Source organism: Dyadobacter sp. BE31 (assembly GCF_031457695.1).
In the GTDB taxonomy this organism is placed as follows: Bacteria; Bacteroidota; Bacteroidia; order Cytophagales; family Spirosomataceae; genus Dyadobacter.
Genome location: NZ_JAVDXA010000002.1, coordinates 714,768 through 732,911, shown reverse-complemented (window position 1 = coordinate 732,911; position 18,144 = coordinate 714,768). Strand labels below are relative to the sequence as shown.

Here is an 18,144-nt window from a genome sequence, read left to right as displayed (position 1 = left end):
TTGCTATGACCTACAAAACACGAATTGCAGCATTGGCCGCCGCCGCATGGGCGTGCTACGGCGTATCCACGCACGATGCATCCGCACAGGAAGCGTACAGCTGGTCGAACCTGCCGAAGATCCAGCAGCCGGTTTTCCGCAAGGATACCCTCCGCATTACCGCATTCGGCGCGGTGGCTGACGGCCACACGCTCAACACCAAAGCCATTAACCAGGCCATTGAAAGTTGCAGTAAAAAGGGCGGCGGCGTGGTACTGGTGCCTGCCGGGCTTTGGATTACAGGCCCCGTGGTGCTGAAAAGTAATGTAAACCTGCACTTGCAAGAGGGCTCGTTGCTGCTTTTCACGACGGATAAGTCGCAGTATGCCATTACCGAGGGCTTTTATGAAGGAAAAGCCGCAGCCCGGAACGAGTCGCCCATTTCGGGCAAAGACCTGGAAAACGTTGCCATTACCGGCAGGGGTATTGTCGATGGTAACGGCGATGTGTGGCGGGCCGTGCACAAAACCCAGCTCACGGAGCCGCAATGGAAGGAAAAAATCGCTTCCGGTGGGGTATTGAAAGACGACGGTAAGACCTGGTACCCGAGCGAACAATTCAAGAAAGCGAGCATAGAGAACAAAAGTATGCTGCTGACGGGCGGTAAAAAGCCTGCTGATTTTGCAGATATCAAAGATTTCCTCCGGCCTGATCTGGTGGTGCTCAATAACTGCAAAAAGGTTTTGCTGGAAGGCGTCACATTCCAGAACTCCGCCGCCTGGTGCCTGCACCCGCTCATGGTGCAAGACCTGACGATCCGCAATGTACGGGTCAAAAACCCGGAATATGCCCATAATGGCGACGGTATGGACATCGAATCCTGCAAGAACTTCCTCATCGAAGGTTGCGTGCTCGACGTGGGTGACGACGCTATTTGCATTAAATCCGGCAAGGACGAGGAAGGCCGTAAACGCGGCATTCCTACCGAAAACGGCATTATCCGCAACAATATCGTGTACCAGGGCCACGGCGGGTTTGTGGTGGGCAGCGAAATGAGCGGCGGTGCGCGGAACATTTTCGTGGAGCAATGCACGTTTATGGGCACCGATAAGGGCCTTCGTTTCAAATCGGTACGCGGGCGCGGCGGTGTGGTGGAGAAGATTTACGCGAGAAATATCAATATGAAGGATATTAAGCAGGAAGCAATCTTTTTCGACCTCTACTATTTCGTCAAGTTCGCTACGGATGGCGAGCGCGATATGCGCCCGGTCGTGAATGAAGGCACGCCGGTTTTCAAGGATATGATTTTTGAAAACATCGTGTGCAATGGCGCTACCAAAGGCGTTTTTGTGCGTGGCCTGCCCGAAATGCCCGTGCGGAATATCGTGATGAACAATATGGTGCTCTCCGCCGAAACCGGAATAGAACTCACCGACGCTGACAAGATCAGCTTCAAAAATGTAAAACTGATCACAAAGCATTCCAAACCAGTGATTTTCACTGATAATGCAACCAACATCAGTATCGACGGCCTGCAATACAACGACCACGCCGAGACGCTCATTTCGGTTACCGGCGAACGCAGCCAGAACATCAACATCGCGCATACCGATGCTTCGAAGGCCAAAAAAGTAAAGGAATTTTCAAAGGGAGCACAGGACAAGAGCCTGGTTATTCATGAAGGGAAATAAGTACTATTGGGTCGCCGGCGCATTGCTGGCGACCTCCGCTTTTGCACAAAACAAGCCTATTGCCACGACCAAAACGCAGACCGCAGCTTCGCAAACTTCCATTTTGCAAACAGCAGTTTCGGAAACCTGGATAGCCGATTTGCAGGACGGCCGTTACAAAAATCCTGTCCTCCATGCCGATTACTCCGATCCCGACGCTTGCCGCGTGGGCGAGGATTATTACATGACCGCATCGAGCTTCGACGCTATTCCCGGGTTGCCTGTTTTGCATTCCAAAGACCTCGTCAACTGGACATTGATCGGCCACGCATTGCCGCGGCAGGTGCCTATCGAACATTTCGAAAAAACACAGCACGGAAATGGCGTGTGGGCACCCGCAATCCGCTTTCACAAAGGCGAATTTTACATTTACTACCCCGACCCGGATTTTGGTATTTATCTAATTAAAGCCCGAAATGCCGCCGGGCCGTGGAGCGAACCGGTACTCGTGGAAGGCGGCAAAGGGCTCATTGATCCCTGCCCGCTATGGGACGACGATGGCCAGGTGTACCTCGTACATGGGTGGGCGGGCAGCCGCGCGGGCATTAAGAGCGTGATCACTGTCAAGAAAATGAATGCGGAAGGCACAAAAGTGCTCGACGCGGGCGCACTCGTGTACGACGGCCACAAGATTGACCCGACCGTGGAAGGGCCGAAGTTTTACAAACGGAATGGTTACTACTACATTTTCGCGCCGGCCGGCGGCGTCGCTACGGGCTGGCAGATCGTCTTGCGTTCCAAAAATATATACGGGCCCTATGAAAGGAAGGTCGTAATGGCCGAAGGGAAATCGGGCATTAACGGCCCGCACCAGGGCGCCTGGGTTACTACCAGCCCGGTGAATGGCCAATCGGAAGATTGGTTCCTGCATTTTCAGGATAAAAACGAATATGGCCGCGTAGTGCATTTGCAGCCGATGAAATGGGTGAACGACTGGCCGGTTATCGGCACTGATCCCGACGGCGATGGTATCGGCGATCCCGTTTTGACCTACACCAAACCATTAACCAGCAAAAACTACCCCATTGCTACCCCACCGGAATCCGATGAATTCGATGGCCCGGCATTGGGAAGACAATGGCAATGGCAGGCCAACCCAAAAGGCACATGGGCTATGCCCGCCGCCGGATTTCTAAGATTATATTCTTACAAAGCGCCCGAGCAGACCAGCAACCTGTGGGATGTACCGAATGTACTCCTGCAAAAGTTTCCGGCAGAAGAATTTACGGTTACCACCAAATTGCGATTTACACCCAATGCGAACTTGACGAACGAAAAGACAGGACTGGTGATCATCGGGCAAAGCTATGCGGGCATTTACCTGAACAGCGGAAAAAACAAGACAGAACTGGTGTACGCGGTTTGCTCCAAAGCCTCGGACGGCAAACCGGAAACCACGCGTCTCTTAGCGGAGTTCAAGCCGGAAACCGACCTGTATTTGCGTGTAAAAGTAAATAAGGGAGGCAAATGCGAGTTTGGATTCAGCGAAGACGGCACAAACTTCAAAATGACCGGCGAGCCTTTCCAGGCCGAAGTAGGAAGATGGATTGGCTCGAAGGTGGGGCTTTTTTGCACGCGGGAAACGCAAACGAATGATTCCGGGTATGCAGATTACGACTGGTTCAGGGTCACAAAATAGCCGAGGCTAGGCTGTGCCGAGGCTATCGAGATTTAACACCACCGTGCGCTTGCGGCCCGAATAATTGTATTTGACCGAAACGCGGTCACCGGCCTGTGGAATGCGGGTAAGTTGCTCCCGTAACACGTGAACCTCCGTCACAAAATTGCGTCCCCGGGCCGGTTTCACATGCACCTGGAATGTGAAGTAGGTTTCTCCCTGAAGATAGGACCCGCGATGCTCTTCGGAAAGCAGCACCACGGCGTCGGCGACCTGCCCGTCGCGGATCTCCTTCCCACCCAGCAGCAACATCGTACGGCGGAACCGCAGTGCGAACCAAAGCCCCCCGAAGATCAGAAATGCCAGTAATAAAATGAGCAACAATTGCCCTGCACGTATCGCCAATATCTCCATAGCCAATAGAATTCGATGGCTTCAAAGAAAAGACGCAATGTTCCAAAGAACGACAATTGTGATTTAACGGACAGTTTCACTTATCGAGTGGCTGGTTCCCGAGGGGCAATTGTAAAAGCACTTCCTCTTTTTTTCGCCTTGATATTTCTACACGGCTGCCGTCCAGTAGTTCTACCAAATCGTGGTCGGCCATGAGTTTTGCAATAAATTTCGGGTTCACCAAATGCGACTTGTGTGTCCGGATAAAACCGAATTCCGTCAGCATTTCCTCGTAGTGCTTCAAGGTTTTGCTGGCGAGTACCGGCTTGCGGCTTTTGATGAATATGTTGGTATAATTTCCTTCTCCCTGTAAACGAACGATCTGATCGAGCGTGAAGAAAGACACGCCGTCGAGATAAGGCACCGCGAGCCGGAACTCGCTCGCACGCTTATGCGCGATGTTACGCACGAGGTTATCGAACAGCACGGGGTTCTGATGCACATTCTGCTTTTTCAGGAACCGGTCCACCGCCGACCGTAATTCATCGGGATCAACCGGTTTGAGCAGGTAATCCAGCGCACTGAACCGGATCGCCTGGACCGCATATTGATTGTAGGCCGTCGTAAATATGACCTCGAAAGCGGGTTCCTTCAAGGCCCTCAGAAAATCGAAGCCGTTTTTACCCGGCATTTCCACATCCAGAAAAACAATATTCGGGCGGAACGTTTTGAGTATTTCGAGCGCAATATCCACTGATTCAGCCTGCTTCACTTCACGGATCTCTTCCACATAGGTTTCAATGTAATGCGCCAGCACGTTTCTTGATTTCGGCTCGTCGTCAACAATAAGTGCTTTGATCATCGTCTATGTCTGATATAAGTAGGTAGATAATTCAATTCTGACAAGCGTTCCGGTCGCGTTGCCGGCGGCATCGTACCGGTCGATCACTTCCAGGCTGGCATGGTTGCCCTGGCGGGCAAGGACGTCGATGCGGTCTTCACAGATACGAATTCCACGCGATTCGTGTTCCCGCGTGCGCGAAGAATTTTGCCGGAGTTCGGCAGACTTTTTCCGGCCAATGCCATTGTCCTCTATTTCGCACGCAAACTGCTCCGGGCCGATCAGGAAAAACCTGATACTCATATGCCTTTCGCCTTCTTTATGCATTAATCCATGCCACAAACCATTCTCCACAAAAGGTTGCAGCAGCATCGACGGCAACCGGACGTAATCGTCTTCCAGCTCGGGATCCAGTTCAATCGAATACGTAAATCCCTGCCCGAAACGCATCAGTTCCAGTTCAAGATATAGTTCCAGCACATCCCGCTCTTCGGCGATCGTCACCAGGTTCCTGCCCGAATTATTCAGCACCAGCCTGAACAGCTTGGCGAATTTGTTAAGGTATTTGCTGGCCTCGGCGTACTTCTTGGTGACAATGCATTCCTGGATACTATTGAGACAGTTAAAAATAAAATGCGGGTTCATCTGCGCACGCAGCGCCATCAGCTGGCTTTCCGCAAGCATTTTATTGATCCGCAACAGCATAATCTCCTGCCGCTCGGCCTGCGCACGGGCCATCGCTTCGGTAATCTTGTTGGCGCTGATGGCAGCGATCGTCGATATCACCCGCACATGATTATGGTTATAGAAATTCCTGCGCGGATGTTCCGAATCGATCACCCCTATTACCTGCCCCTCATGCAGGATCGGCACGGCCAGCTCCGACGCCCTTGCCTGATCGTCGACAATGTACCGCGGATCTTTGGAGGTATCTCCGATGATCTGGGGCATACCCGTCGCCGCCGCCGCGCCCACAATCCCCTCGCCCACCGGTATTTCGATCGGATTGAGGATTTCATATTCCTTCGGACTTTTCGGCCCGTAGGCCGCTTTCTGGATCAGTTTGCCGCTCTCTTTATCCAGCAGGTAAACCACACAATCTTCGAAATGCAGCTTGGAAATACAGTTACGGGCAATATCCCAGCATATTTCGTTCACGGAGTTATCACCGTAAACACTGTTGGCAAAGTACTCGATGGTGTCGTCGAGGTCTCTCTTCCGTTGCCTTTTGGTATAAACACTGTAAATCCAATACAAAATGCCGATGATGGCCAAAGTGCAGGCTATCAGGAACCACCAGGTCTGCCACCAATGCGGTAGCACACGGATTTTGAGCGTCTCAGCTGCTTTCATCCACCGGCCATTCTCATCGGTACTCCTTACTTTGAAAACGTAATCGCCCGGGAGCAGGCTCGTATAGGATGCCGTGATATTGCGCCCGGCTACTACCCAATCGTCGTCCAGCCCCACGAGCTGGTAGCTGTATTGGAGCGAAGGAATATCGCGGTGACTGAGCGATGCGTATTGAAATGCGACAAATGATTCGTCGGGCTTCAATTCCAGCAGACCACCTTGAAGGTCCCGGATACGCTCTTGCCCGAAAATCTTCACGGAAGTAATGGCAGGCGGCTTTTGTACGGGAACGGAGGCGAAATGCCGCGGATTGATCACCACCACGTGATCGAGCATGACAGCGTAGATTTTACCTCCGGCCACGGTTACGTAGTTCCAGTAGTCCTGCAAGGTCTTGCCCAGGTCCAGTTCCACCTTGCTGACGTTGTTGCTGACCGGATCGTACGCAGCCAACCCCTCCCGCGTAGCCGCCCACACCACGCCGTTGTCGTCGATATCCAGCGAAGAAACCTGATCGTAAGGCAAGCCGTTTTTGGTACTGATGCTCGTGATAACCTGGCCATTGACATCGATTTTCACCAGTCCGGCGGCTGTCGATGCAGCCCAGATGTCGCCCGTTTTACTCTGGCGCATGGCATATATGTACTCGTCGACAATTGCGGGCGTGTTCAACTGCGTGAAACGCTCAGTAGCGTGATTATAACGCAGTAGCCCCCTGCCTTGAACTGCAAAAAGAATGTCGCCGTTGGAAAGCAGGACAAATGCCTGCGAATTGGCAAATTCGAACAGCCCGTGTTTAGGATCGGTGCCGTCGAAGCGGACGCAGACTTTCGTAACCGGATTATACCGATAGAATGCGTCACCGTCGATTTCGAACCAGATATTACCTCGCTTATCCAAAAAAACGAAAGGTGCCTGATACGACGACAGCCCTTTTTTCATCTGATCAAAACGCTGCAAAACCGTTTGCCCCGGCGCAAGCGAATAAATGCCGTCGAATCCCGCAAACCACCAGACCTCACCTACTTTGGCTGCCATGACGGAGCGGTTATTTCGTAATCTTTTGCTCGGTGTGAGATATTTCTGATAGGTACGATCTACCGTATTGTAGAACACGACGCCATCTTCCTTGCAGGCGATGATTGTCCTACCCTCGACGGTAATGGAGTTGGCATGGGCAAAAGTTGTTTCCAGAAAGAAATGAAAACTAGGCAGCTTATAAATGGCCTCGATGGGGTTCTTGGGCAACGTTTTGCTCACGCCGTTGATAGTGCCCAACCATACATTGCCCTGCGCATCGGAAATGGCATCCCTAAAATGGCCGTATGCAATCGTATACGCCTGATCCTGACTGTACTCTAACTTGCGAAACGGCTGTCCCGGCTCCTTCACAAAAGCGGCAAACAGCCAGGTGGAAACCCATACCCTATCCTGACGATCGATAAAAACAAAGTTGCACCCCTCGCCAATCTGCTTGCCGTCCAGCTCATAATGCTTGTCCAGCTTACCGGCCCGGTAGTCCCAGTAGTTTAGCGTCGGTTCCGTATCGCAGCCATACCATACATTACCAGTACGGTCGAGTGCGATGGCATTCACATGCTCCGATTCAAGCAGTGGGCTTTTCAGGGGATTATTACCTTTGAAATAAACCCGGTTGGTTTTACTATCGACAAAAAAGGGCCGGTTCCCTCCTACCCACAATCCGCGCCGCAAGGTGTCATACACCATAAACGTGAGTTGAAAACGCGAAAAGTCGAACTTCCGGGCTTCGGGGATTACCTCTGTCAGTGGCCTCAGTTTTTGATGGTCATACAAATAAAGTCCGTCGGATGCGCCGATCCAGATGCGCTTTTGCCCGTCGGCGCGGATGCTTACGATATATTTTTGCGCAAGCGATTCAAACCGGGGATCCCGCGAAAACCTCCCCGTTTTCTTATCGAATAACAGAATGCCTCTGCGCAGCCCGATCATAAGGGTATCTTCCCCTTTGAACGGCAAAATAGCGTTCACAAAATGTTTTTGCCCGCCATTCGCATCATGGAACCGCTGCACGACGGCGCCATCGTAACGGTCGAGCCCGGCAGAAGTACCTATCCAGAGGAAGCCGGAGGAATCTTTATACAGACATCTGATTTGCTTGGCACTAAGCCCATCCTGCCATCTGATGTTCTGAAACAGCGTCTGTGCCCCAAGTTGTCCGCCGAACAAGGTAAGACATACAAGGGGAAATGTACGGACCAGCTTTTTGAGGAAGAGCATCACTGCCGACGGGATTTTCATTGACGATTCGCATTCAATATCTGCGATCTCGAGACCAAATACGTCAATTCTATACAACTGTACTAGCTGATTTATTTATCGGTAAAGCCCCTCAACTGCCTCAAAATCGTTGAAATGGCCTTTTTCGGAACACCGAATAATCAGTGATTTACCGGTAAATAGTCGATAGTTACCGTTGCATCATTAAAACTGGACGTTGCTTGTCCCGATATGCACTTTTGCGGCTCTATTCCCAACGCCATGAAAAATAATCCTATTCACACTCAACCTCATCCTATATCGCTATGCTGATCCTGCTTCTGATAACCAGCGTATGTCTGACACTCGTCGTCGCAAGCCTGTTCCTGCTCGGTCCTGCCACCGAATCTTTCGCGCCTTCGCCATCCTTCGACGTTTACGAAATTGAAAACAAACTGGTTTTTTACAAAGGAAAGGATGGCAGCAAATCACTGATTCCCGATGCACACGCCAGGACCTTCCAGGTTCTGACGGCCGGTCCTGTGGGGCAATCCGACCCGTCGCTTTACGCTCGCGATTTTGAGAATGTCTATTTCCGGGGTAAAAGCATTCCGGGCGCTAATCCGGTTTATTTTCAACTACTCGGTACCGATCTCGGACGGGACGACCGGCATGTTTTCAAAGCCAGCAATCTGTTGTCCTCCGATGCGAGGAATTTCAAACGCCTGGATGAACGCCTGAGCAAGGACAGCCAGCGCGTGTATTTCGACGACCAGGTAATCTCCGAAGCTGCAAGCCATTTCAGATATATCGGTAAGTGGCAGAAAACCTCATTTTACAAAGACCACAGTAAGGTCTTTGTCAATGGCAAAGGTTACCGCGTTGCCGACATCGATACTTTCGACTATGCAGGAAACGGTATTTTCACCGATCGTTACCAGGTTTACAAATTCAACGGAGACGGCTTTCAAAGCAACTCCGGGCAGCCCGTATTCAGGGCGATGATGCAATTCCAGCCAACTTTTGGCTAAAAATATGAACTATCTGAAAATCGTTACCATCTTCAATTCGGTGGTGATTGCCTTGCTATTCCTGCTGGTAGCGGCCGAAACATTGTTCCCTACCAAAGGCGGCGGGGATGCGGCTTCCGGGATGGGAAGAGCTATTTACTACCTGGCGATCATCGCCCTTGTCCTGTTGCTCACGCTCAATCTGCTCCCATTCAAATGGAGCAAATACACTGCATTCGTCCTCGTCACAGTGCCGCTTTTTTGGGTGGCGTTCGGATCTTCCATCAGCAATTTCACTAGAGGTATCACCAACATGATTGAGGCGAAACCATTTTTTGAAGACAAAGAAAGGAACAGGATGGCTGTCGCGATTTTTAATGCAAATCCGGATAAATTGAAAAAATACATCGCGGAAGTACAGCCGCGACTTCGGGAGAACGCTTACGGTTATCCGTTGCTTGAAATGGCTGTTGCAAATACAGGGTCCGTCGATAACGACCGTGAAAGGCGTCTGGAATGCATTCGCGCGCTCTTACAGGCGGGCGTGAGTATTAAAAGTGACGATCCGGAGGTCGAGAAGATCCATTTCTCGCCTGCAACATCCGGGAACGCGCCAGTACTCCGTTTATTATTGGAACATGGGGCCGACGCCAATGCGAGGGTGACCGATTACGGCAGCGGCAAGCGCGACGTAGTTCCTATCATTTTTGAGGCGCTGTCAACTTCCTACGGTGCGTATGATTGCGCACGAGCATTGCTGGACCACGGTGCCAACCCGAATGCCATCATGCCGTGGGATGGGGACCATGAAAAAATGTCGGTACTGCTCTATGCCGCCGAACGGCAATACTGGGGCGTATGCAAGATGCTCATCGAAAAAGGTGCCGACCCGCGTTACACCACGCCGGACGGCACCTCTATGCAAACTTTTATCGAACAGGGCGATAGTTTCTACCCCGAAAACGAGCAGGCGTTGGCCGATTTCGAGGCCGTGCGGGGAATTGTTGAAGGACCGACGACGGCTGACCGCTGACGGCCGACGACTACTGACGATAGACGATGGACCATGGCCTATTGACAAGGGCACGGACCAATTGTGATCGGCGGTCGGTGGTCGGCCGTCGGGCCGCAGGCCCCTACTTCACCCGTTTTGCAGTCGCATCGAACATGCTCATCATACTTCCTTTCAGATTATCATCGTCCACCTTCGAAAGATCTACGGTTACATCGTAGCCCTGGGCGGAAAAGCCGATTGTAATCTTGTCGGCTGCCTCGTCGACACTGGTAATGGCTATTTTCTCAGCGCTGGGGTCAGTTGCGTTGGTGATTTGGCCCGTGAGTTTGCCGTCGGTCCGGGCAAGGTCCGCAACGAGCTTGGCATCGCCATTGGGTGTTCCGAAAACGGTGATTTCCCATTTACCGGCAAAGAAATCGGCCGGTGCCGTTTGGGCAATGCTCGTGCAAACTGCGCCCAACAGGCACAGGATCATCATTATAGAGCTAATCCTTCTCATAATCAATACGTTTTTAGTGAAGAAATGAAATCATCCGGCAAAGGGATGTCGACCTCCCGTAACCGTCATACAGCAAATGTAAAGAAGAAGTTTATTTATTGTCTATATTTAAGACAATAATATTTTTCCAATTCATTATTTATTTAATACAAACAGACTTTAAAGGCCCTGCACAGGCAAATTTGTCCGGATTCCCCCTTGCAAAAGTCTGGTTTACACATTCATGCGACTGCTCAAACGGGTTAACTTTGCCAGAAATAGCTCACCATGAAAATGAGACCCGGCGAGTTCATCGCCCTTTCGGCCTGCACAATGACGCTCACCGCCCTGGGTATTGATATTATGCTGCCTGCATTCGGTGAAGTACGGAGGCATTTCGGCCTGAGCGCCGACTCTACCGATACCGCCCAAATCATTTCTTTCTTCTTTATGGGACAGGTAGCCCAAATCCTCTTCGGCGCCCTCTCCGACCGTTTCGGACGCCTGGCCATTCTGCGTATCGGGTTCCCTTTGTACATCGCCGGGGGTGTCATTGCTGCATTCGCGCCCGACCTGCCCACCATGCTCGCTGCACGCTTTTTCGCCGGCATGGGTGCTTCTGCGGTATTTATGACCACCATCGCCGGCGTCCGCGACCGCTTTGTAGGGGACGAGATGGCGCGTATTCTGTCGCTGATATTTACAATTTTTCTGTTCACGCCTGTGATTGCTCCGTTCTTGGGATTGGCGATTATGTCGGTAGGATCATGGAAAATGGTATTTCTTGCACCGCCATTGTTCGCCGTAGCCGTGTTCCTATGGTCGTTGCGGCTCGAAGAATCGCTCCCGCCCGCTCAACGTACACCGCTCAACCGTGCGCACGTGACACGCTCTGTCGCACAGGTGATCAGTAACCGCACATTTCTGCGCTATACGACGGTCACCACGCTGCTTTTCACCGCGTTGAGCTCCTACGTATCCAGTTCGGAACATATTGTGGGCGAGATTTACGGCAAACCCGAGCTTTTCGCCTGGATTTTTGCGGGAATGGGTGCTATGATGTCCATGTGCGCACTGCTGAACTCCCGGCTGTCGTCCCTGTTCGGTGCCCGGCGGACGATCAAATGGCTTCTGGTGATTTACACCGTTGTAGGTTCGGCGCTGCTCGTATTCACCTGGGCATTTGGCGATCCACCGCGCATGCCCCTGTTTTTCATCGCCGTAACGATGATGCTCGCCATCAATCTGGCCGTGGAGCCTAACAGCAGCGCATTGGCCCTGGAACCAATGGGTGATATGGCAGGAATGGCATCGGCCATATATGGTACCTGCTTCTTTTTTGTAGGTGCTACGCTCGGCTCGGTCACGAGCCATCTCATGGCCCACGGGGTATTTCCGCTCGTGCTGTGCTTTTTTGTATTTGGATTAATATCCGTGCTACTCGCATTCAGCGACCCGTCACCAACAGCAAAAACGCACTAGCGTCGTTTCTTACCCCAATGCTCTTTCATCGCAGCATACGACTTCTTACTGACTGTCTTTTTGCTTTTCGACCGCGAAGTGCCTTTCTTTTTGCGGGCATTGATATTATTTACCAGCGAGTTTTTAACGCCAAGCCTGTTGCGTTTCGCAGTTCCTTTCTTTCGGGTTGTTGACATCTCTTTTTTGTTTTAAAGAAATAATGTCATATCCGTGCCGCAGTGGAACTGCCCCAGTGGAACTTGCCTAGTGAAACTGAATTAGTCACTCGAAAAGCTCGTGTTATCGCCCGAAGAATCGGAATAGGAATCGCTGCTGCCGGAATCATTCGGTCCGGAATCACTGCTGCTGAAATCGCTGTCTTCGGCACATGAATTGGAGAAATCGCCTGCCGCTGCGTCAAAACTGACAAAATCATTAGTCAATGCGTCATTTGGACTAATGTCGTAGGAATCACCAGCTCCGGCACCTCCAAAATCACCTCCTCCGAACGCCAATGCTTCCTGAAATGTGTGATCCGAGGGCGAAGTATTGTCGGAATAAACGTTGGCAGACGGACCCAAGTCGGAAGGTTGGTCTCTTATTGCAGATTCCCGATCAGAAGGTGCAACCCGTTTCCTGTAAACAATCGTGTTCTGCCTGCCGGCGCGCAAAAAAAGCAGCACCAATGCAATGATAACCAGCACTATAACAACATCGAGCATAGGAGGTGAATTTTGGTTGAAACCCAATTTAACTCCTCCGAAACCCGAACGTTAATCCGATTACCAGGCGGAAACAGGTATTTATCTTCCGTCGATGGGCTGCGCCCGAATCACCATGTTATCGCCCGAATCATCCACCTCAAAAAGTTTCAGTACCTTTTGTTTCGGTGGTCTTTAAAACAAATAAAATCGGCCTTTAAAACAAAACCCTCCGAAGCCGGGCCGGCTAATTTTGTTCCATCACAAACAATCAGATTTTTATGGAACATTCAGCAACAACCACCGTTCAATCAAATCATTACCAACGGCCGCTAGGCTCGGGCTTCGACGCTTTTTCTACCGCCGAAGAAGTGATCAGGGGCATTAACCTCACCGGAAAAACGATTATTGTTACGGGCGGCTATGCGGGCATCGGCCTCGAAACAGTGCGGGTATTCGCAGAAGCAGGTGCGCACATCATCGTGCCCGCCCGCGACCTCGCCAAAGCTGCCCGCAATGTAAGCGGCATCGCTAATACAACCGTAGAATCACTGGACCTGATGGACCCGGCTTCGATTGACAGTTTTGCCCGAAAATTCTTGCAAAGCGGCCGTTCGCTGGATATATTGGTCAACAATGCAGGCATTATGTGGGTACCGCTCCAACGCGACGCCCGAGGATTTGAATCGCAGCTTTCGACCAACCACCTGGGGCATTTTCAGTTGACGGCACGGCTCTGGCCCGCATTGAAACAGTCCGGCCATGCCCGGGTGATCAGCGTATCGTCGTTCGGTCACCATATTGCACCGTTTGATTTTGAAGACCCTAATTTTGAAAACCGGGAGTACGAGACGCTGGCGGGCTACGGACAATCGAAAACAGCCAACAATCTCTTTGCGGTCGAGCTCGACCGTCGCGGGAAGGCATTCGGCGTCCGTGCATTTGCACTGCATCCGGGCTCGGTGAACGGTACGGATCTTGGCCGTGTGGCACCTATGGAGCTTTTTCAGCAAATGGGTACCCACGATGCCGACGGCAACATTTACCCGGAAGTGGCTCAGAAGCTGAAAACCATTCCGCAAGGCGCTGCCACCACCGTTTGGTGCGCTACCAGTCCGCAGCTGGAAAACCTGGGCGGGCTGTACTGCGAGAATGCGGATGTTTCCGAGGTCGATCACTGCGACATCGAGCACCGTTACGATCAGCCGTTGACATTACGGGGCGTGAAGCCTTACTCCATTGACCCGGAAAATGCCCGCAGGCTTTGGGCTTTAAGCGAGCAAATGACGGGTATAACTTTTGAAACCAATTGATCAGCAGTGGCACACGAGGCACATTACATTCATCCCGACCTGAAAATCTCCGGTTTTACCGAGCATTTTCACAAAAGCGACGTGCTTTTCGAAGAGCATTTGCTGGTCTGGCTTATTTCAGGAGAAACAAAGATCATCCAGGGTGGTAAGACGCACCTATTCGGCGCCGGGGATACCGTTTTCTTTCCGAGACACGAGCTGGTAACGGTAATCAATTATCCAAAGGACGGTTTGCCTCATCAATCGGTCGTTATGCATTTGACTTCGCAGCGATTGGAAGCCTATTATGCCAAAAATAAGGTGGAGGTGGTGCCGGTAACCAAGCCCGGGTTCCGAAGATTCGACAAACACCCGTTGCTGCAAAGCTGCCTGGCGTCGCTGGTCCCCTATTTCGACCTGCGCGATCCGCTTCCGGACGCGCTGGCCGCCATTAAAATAGAAGAAGCGATCACCATTCTGAGAACGCTCATACCCGATATCGATCACTTGCTGGCAGATTTCGGACAGCCGGGCAAGATCAACCTCGCCGATTTCATGGAGCAGCATTATATGTACAACCTGCCCATGAGCAAGTTCGGCTACCTCACCGGCCGCAGTCTCACCACTTTCAAGCGTGATTTTAAAAGGGCTTTCCAAACCACGCCACAGAAATGGCTCACCGAAAAACGGCTCGACCTGGCGCATTACCTCATTCGGGAAAAGAAACGCAGGCCGTCGGAAGTTTACCTCGAAGCCGGTTTCGAAAATCTATCGCATTTCGGGTTTGCATTCAAGAAGCAGTTCGGATATGCCCCAACGGAGTGATTTTGAAAAAGAAACCAAATGGCGCGAAGGGCTACCTTCGTAGGGAATGGCACGAAGGTGGACCTTCGTGACCTGGCATTCGCAGGCCTCCGGCCGGTCATTACAGTAAAAGTTGCTGTATTGACCGGCCAGAGGCCTGCGAATAATGCGTGCAAATCAGGAGATTTGCACCAGCTTGTTTGCATCAGCATCAAAAAGTTGGCGGCCTGCGATTAGGGCGTACTTCCGGCCCGCCAATCGGGTTAGCCGGTTTGATCTTCTCGTAATCGACAACGCCGGTTTTTTCGGCCCAACGGAAATAGTCGGCCGATAGCTGGTCCACCACGTTAGGGTTTGCCGAAGCTACGTCGGTGGTTTCTCCACGGTCGGTTTCCAGGTCGTACAACTCCCATTTGTAGGCCGGGTAAGTCGAAACGATTTTCCATTTACCTTTCCTCACGGCGCGGTTACCGGCACGTTCCCAGAAAATCGGCTCGCCGCCGCGGTCTACCTCGCCAGCCTTACCCGTGAGGACAGGCACGAGGCTCTTCCCGGGGAGCGGATTAATATTAATGCCTTTCTCGGTGACCGGATATGCCGCTTTGGCCAGGTCATAGAAAGTCGGTGCGAGGTCGATCAGATGACCGGTACCTTTTATGATCTGGCCGCCTTTGATCTGTTTCGGGAACCAGGCGATGAAAGGTGCGCTGATGCCGCCCTCGTGCATATTGTTTTTGTAGGCCGAATGCGGTGTGTTGGAAACATACGCCCAGGGTTGATCCTGGTACACATACGATCCTGCCGTACCTGCGGGGCCGGTATTACGCTGTGGCCTGCGGGGCGACGCACCCGCGTAGCCGCCCTGTGCGCCGTTATCGGAAATGAAGACAATCAGCGTGTTATCGTCCTTCTTCAACGCTTTCAGCTTTTCACGGAGCTTCCCGATGTTCTGATCCACCCGGTCGACCATGGCCGCGTAAATCTCCATTTTACGCTCCCAAAGTAGTTTTTCGTCATAAGGCACATTATCCCAAGGTGTTACATCCTTGTCGCGGGCGGCGATAGCCTGCTTAGGATCGGCTATACCGAGCGCTTTCTGGCGTTGGATGCGCTCGTTGCGCAGCGAATCCCAGCCAATGCTGTACCGGCCTTTGTATTTGGCAATATCCGATTCGGGGGCTTGCAGCGGCCAGTGCGGGGCGTTGTAAGCCAGGTACAAGAAGAACGGCTTGGCCGTTTTGCTTTGCTCGTCGAGGAAGCCCAGTGCGTGATCGGTGATCTCGTCGGTCAGGTATTTGTCCGGCGGAAGGTTAATGCGCTTATTGTTCTCCACCAGCTCTACCGCCGGCCCTTTGCCATATTTACCAAGGTCATAATAATTGCTGGCGCCGTTGATGAACCCGTAGAAGCGATCGAACCCACGTTGGTTAGGCCACGCGATACTGTCATTGCCGACGTGCCATTTGCCGCTCAGCAACGTGCTGTAACCTGCATTGCGCAGCACCTCACCGAATGTGAGCGACTCCTTATTGAGATAGCCCTGATAGGCCGGCAAACCAAGATTTACATTAAAATACCCTACTCCTGCCTTATGCGGGTACTGGCCCGTAATGAGCGACGCCCGCGTAGGCGCACAAATGGAATTGTTGTAAAACTCGCGAAAGCGGATGCCCTCTCCGGCGAGCTGGTCGATATTCGGGGTCTTGATTTCGGAACCGTACGCACCGATGTCGGAGTAGCCGAGGTCGTCGACCATGATCAGGATGATATTCGGACGGCCGTCCGGGCCTTTCGGCGCAGGTTTCTTTTGCGCCACGACACCGGAGAAGGTCATCAATGCCAGGGCCAAAAATGCAGAGGTCTTCATGATTTTGAAAAATGGTGTAACAAGAGATGTTTGATCGCAAAAATATATTTATTCTATATATCCTATATACTATATAAAAAATAAACTTGCGCGATCTGATTCTACTTGCTTTCAGAACTGTTGTTACATGCCTACGGCATTTTCGAACCAGTGCTGAATTTGTTGCTACCCATATTACGTGCCTGACGGCACTGGGGCAGATGCCCGGCACGCCTCCAGGGTATTTCGATATTAAATCGCGTTATCGATGTAACGTTGGTAGAAACCAGGTTCTGAACAGCCTTGGGCAATTTCGTCAGGCATGTAACAACAATGCATGCCCCCAACGGCATTTCATTGAATACCTTCCGTAGTCATTATGACCCTCCGCATCGAACCGTCGTTTTCGTAAAACAACCGGTCAACGCACACGGAGCGGCGGTGGCTACCGCCTTCGGGTAATGCGCCATTGTGATAGAAAAAGTAATCTGCGCCGTTGAATTCGATGATCGCCGGACGATTCGTAGCGCAGTTTCCGGCGATTTCATTCAGTATTCCTTTAAATTCCCACGGGCCTTCAATGTTCCGGCTGGTGGCGTAGGCTACTTTTTCGGGATAGCCGTAGCCGTAGGCCAGGTAATAAATACCGTTCTTTTTGTGGATATGCGCGCCTTCTGCAAACCCGGGCAGGTCCAGCATTCTGATGTCGCTATCGAGCTCCGTGAGGTCGGTGTTCAATTTGGCAAAATAACATTGCCCGTTACCCCAAAACAGGTAGGCATTACCATCGTCATCAATCAGGACTGTCGGATCGAGATTGGCTTTGTCATTTTGGGTAGCAGGCAGCCTATCATGGGTGACCAACGCAGCCTCTTTCGCGTCCACAAACGGCCCGGTGGGATTGTCGGAAACGGCCACACCAATGGCCTTGTAAGGCCCGCCCTTGTGCGTTACCGACACGAACCAGTAAAACTTACCTTGGTACTCAACCACTTTTGATGCATATGCATCGCCGCTCGCCCATCGAAAATCGGTGGCTTTCAAGGGCGATGGATGTTCGGTCCAATGAATAAGGTCATTGGAAGAAAAGCAGAGCCAGTCGTTCATGCAATAATCGTCGGTACCGGCCGGCGGATCGTCGTGGCCGGTGTACAAGTAAACCGTTCCTTCATGGACAATTACCGTTGGGTCGGCGGTGTAATGGTTACGGATGATAGGATTGCCTTCTTTTACCATATGCCCTTCTTGATGATCATTGGAGCGTTTGGCATCAAAAACCATTCCCAATTGCGTTGCAGCCTTGCCAATATCACCGCTCGGAGCGTCCAGTCCGGCTGTGGATGTGTCCATTTCGGGATGATTGCCCATGCGCTACTTCTGATTTC

15 protein-coding genes are annotated in these 18,144 nt (G+C 51.8%); 7 read left to right on the top strand and 8 right to left on the bottom strand.

Annotated features, from left to right (window positions below; genetic code table 11):
* Positions 1-5: 5 nt before the first annotated feature.
* Together J2Y43_RS11830 and J2Y43_RS11825 are read left to right on the top strand one after the other, a co-directional pair.
* Complete coding sequence (locus J2Y43_RS11830) at positions 6-1,670, top strand: glycoside hydrolase family 28 protein (RefSeq protein ID WP_309982670.1); 1,665 nt, start codon at positions 6-8, stop codon at positions 1,668-1,670.
* Complete coding sequence (locus tag J2Y43_RS11825; protein WP_309982667.1) at positions 1,657-3,348, top strand: glycoside hydrolase 43 family protein; 1,692 nt, start codon at positions 1,657-1,659, stop codon at positions 3,346-3,348. The genes J2Y43_RS11830 and J2Y43_RS11825 overlap by 14 nt, the downstream gene beginning before the upstream one ends.
* Positions 3,349-3,354: 6 nt before the next feature.
* Here the strand turns inward: J2Y43_RS11825 and J2Y43_RS11820 are convergent, their stop codons facing one another.
* The 3 genes from J2Y43_RS11820 to J2Y43_RS11810 all read right to left on the bottom strand — a co-directional run bounded on the left by J2Y43_RS11820 (position 3,355) and on the right by J2Y43_RS11810 (position 8,194).
* Positions 3,355-3,741 (bottom strand): hypothetical protein, encoded by a 387-nt coding sequence (locus J2Y43_RS11820; RefSeq protein ID WP_309982665.1) that lies wholly within the window; start codon positions 3,739-3,741, stop codon positions 3,355-3,357.
* A 76-nt stretch (positions 3,742-3,817) separates the two neighbouring features.
* Positions 3,818-4,582: a LytTR family DNA-binding domain-containing protein gene (locus tag J2Y43_RS11815; protein ID WP_223411020.1), complete on the bottom strand. Its 765-nt coding sequence runs from the start codon at positions 4,580-4,582 to the stop codon at positions 3,818-3,820.
* A 3-nt stretch (positions 4,583-4,585) separates the two neighbouring features.
* Positions 4,586-8,194 (bottom strand): histidine kinase, encoded by a 3,609-nt coding sequence (locus J2Y43_RS11810; protein WP_309982663.1) that lies wholly within the window; start codon positions 8,192-8,194, stop codon positions 4,586-4,588.
* A gap of 284 nt (positions 8,195-8,478) precedes the next feature.
* Between J2Y43_RS11810 and J2Y43_RS11805 the strand changes: the two genes are divergently transcribed.
* Together J2Y43_RS11805 and J2Y43_RS11800 are read left to right on the top strand one after the other, a co-directional pair.
* Entirely contained in the window at positions 8,479-9,183 is a 705-nt protein-coding gene (locus J2Y43_RS11805) for a DKNYY domain-containing protein (protein ID WP_309982662.1), read from the top strand.
* A 4-nt stretch (positions 9,184-9,187) separates the two neighbouring features.
* Positions 9,188-10,195, top strand: coding sequence for an ankyrin repeat domain-containing protein (locus J2Y43_RS11800; RefSeq protein ID WP_309982659.1), 1,008 nt, complete (start codon positions 9,188-9,190; stop codon positions 10,193-10,195).
* 103 nt (positions 10,196-10,298) lie between these two features.
* On the opposite strand, the gene J2Y43_RS11795 is transcribed toward J2Y43_RS11800, so the two are convergent.
* On the bottom strand, positions 10,299-10,676 hold the full coding sequence (locus J2Y43_RS11795; protein ID WP_309982657.1) for a hypothetical protein: 378 nt from the start codon (positions 10,674-10,676) through the stop codon (positions 10,299-10,301).
* 267 nt (positions 10,677-10,943) lie between these two features.
* On the opposite strand from J2Y43_RS11795, the gene J2Y43_RS11790 reads away from it, so the two are divergent.
* Positions 10,944-12,137: an MFS transporter gene (locus tag J2Y43_RS11790; protein WP_309982655.1), complete on the top strand. Its 1,194-nt coding sequence runs from the start codon at positions 10,944-10,946 to the stop codon at positions 12,135-12,137.
* Here the strand turns inward: J2Y43_RS11790 and J2Y43_RS11785 are convergent.
* Positions 12,134-12,313, bottom strand: a complete 180-nt coding sequence (locus tag J2Y43_RS11785) for a hypothetical protein (RefSeq protein ID WP_309982653.1) — start codon at positions 12,311-12,313, stop codon at positions 12,134-12,136. The two genes, J2Y43_RS11790 and J2Y43_RS11785, sit on opposite strands and share 4 nt — an antisense overlap.
* 81 nt (positions 12,314-12,394) lie before the next feature.
* Complete coding sequence (locus J2Y43_RS11780; protein ID WP_309982651.1) at positions 12,395-12,838, bottom strand: hypothetical protein; 444 nt, start codon at positions 12,836-12,838, stop codon at positions 12,395-12,397.
* Between the two features lie 260 nt (positions 12,839-13,098).
* On the opposite strand from J2Y43_RS11780, the gene J2Y43_RS11775 reads away from it, so the two are divergent.
* Entirely contained in the window at positions 13,099-14,130 is a 1,032-nt protein-coding gene (locus tag J2Y43_RS11775) for an SDR family NAD(P)-dependent oxidoreductase (protein WP_309982650.1), read from the top strand.
* 6 nt (positions 14,131-14,136) lie between these two features.
* A complete protein-coding gene (locus J2Y43_RS11770; RefSeq protein WP_309982648.1) occupies positions 14,137-14,934 on the top strand; it encodes an AraC family transcriptional regulator in 798 nt (265 codons plus the stop codon).
* A 190-nt stretch (positions 14,935-15,124) separates the two neighbouring features.
* On the opposite strand, the gene J2Y43_RS11765 is transcribed toward J2Y43_RS11770, so the two are convergent.
* Positions 15,125-16,780: an arylsulfatase gene (locus J2Y43_RS11765; protein WP_309982646.1), complete on the bottom strand. Its 1,656-nt coding sequence runs from the start codon at positions 16,778-16,780 to the stop codon at positions 15,125-15,127.
* Between the two features lie 333 nt (positions 16,781-17,113).
* Complete coding sequence (locus J2Y43_RS11760; RefSeq protein ID WP_309982644.1) at positions 17,114-18,109, bottom strand: glycoside hydrolase family 43 protein; 996 nt, start codon at positions 18,107-18,109, stop codon at positions 17,114-17,116.
* Positions 18,110-18,144 lie beyond the last annotated feature (35 nt).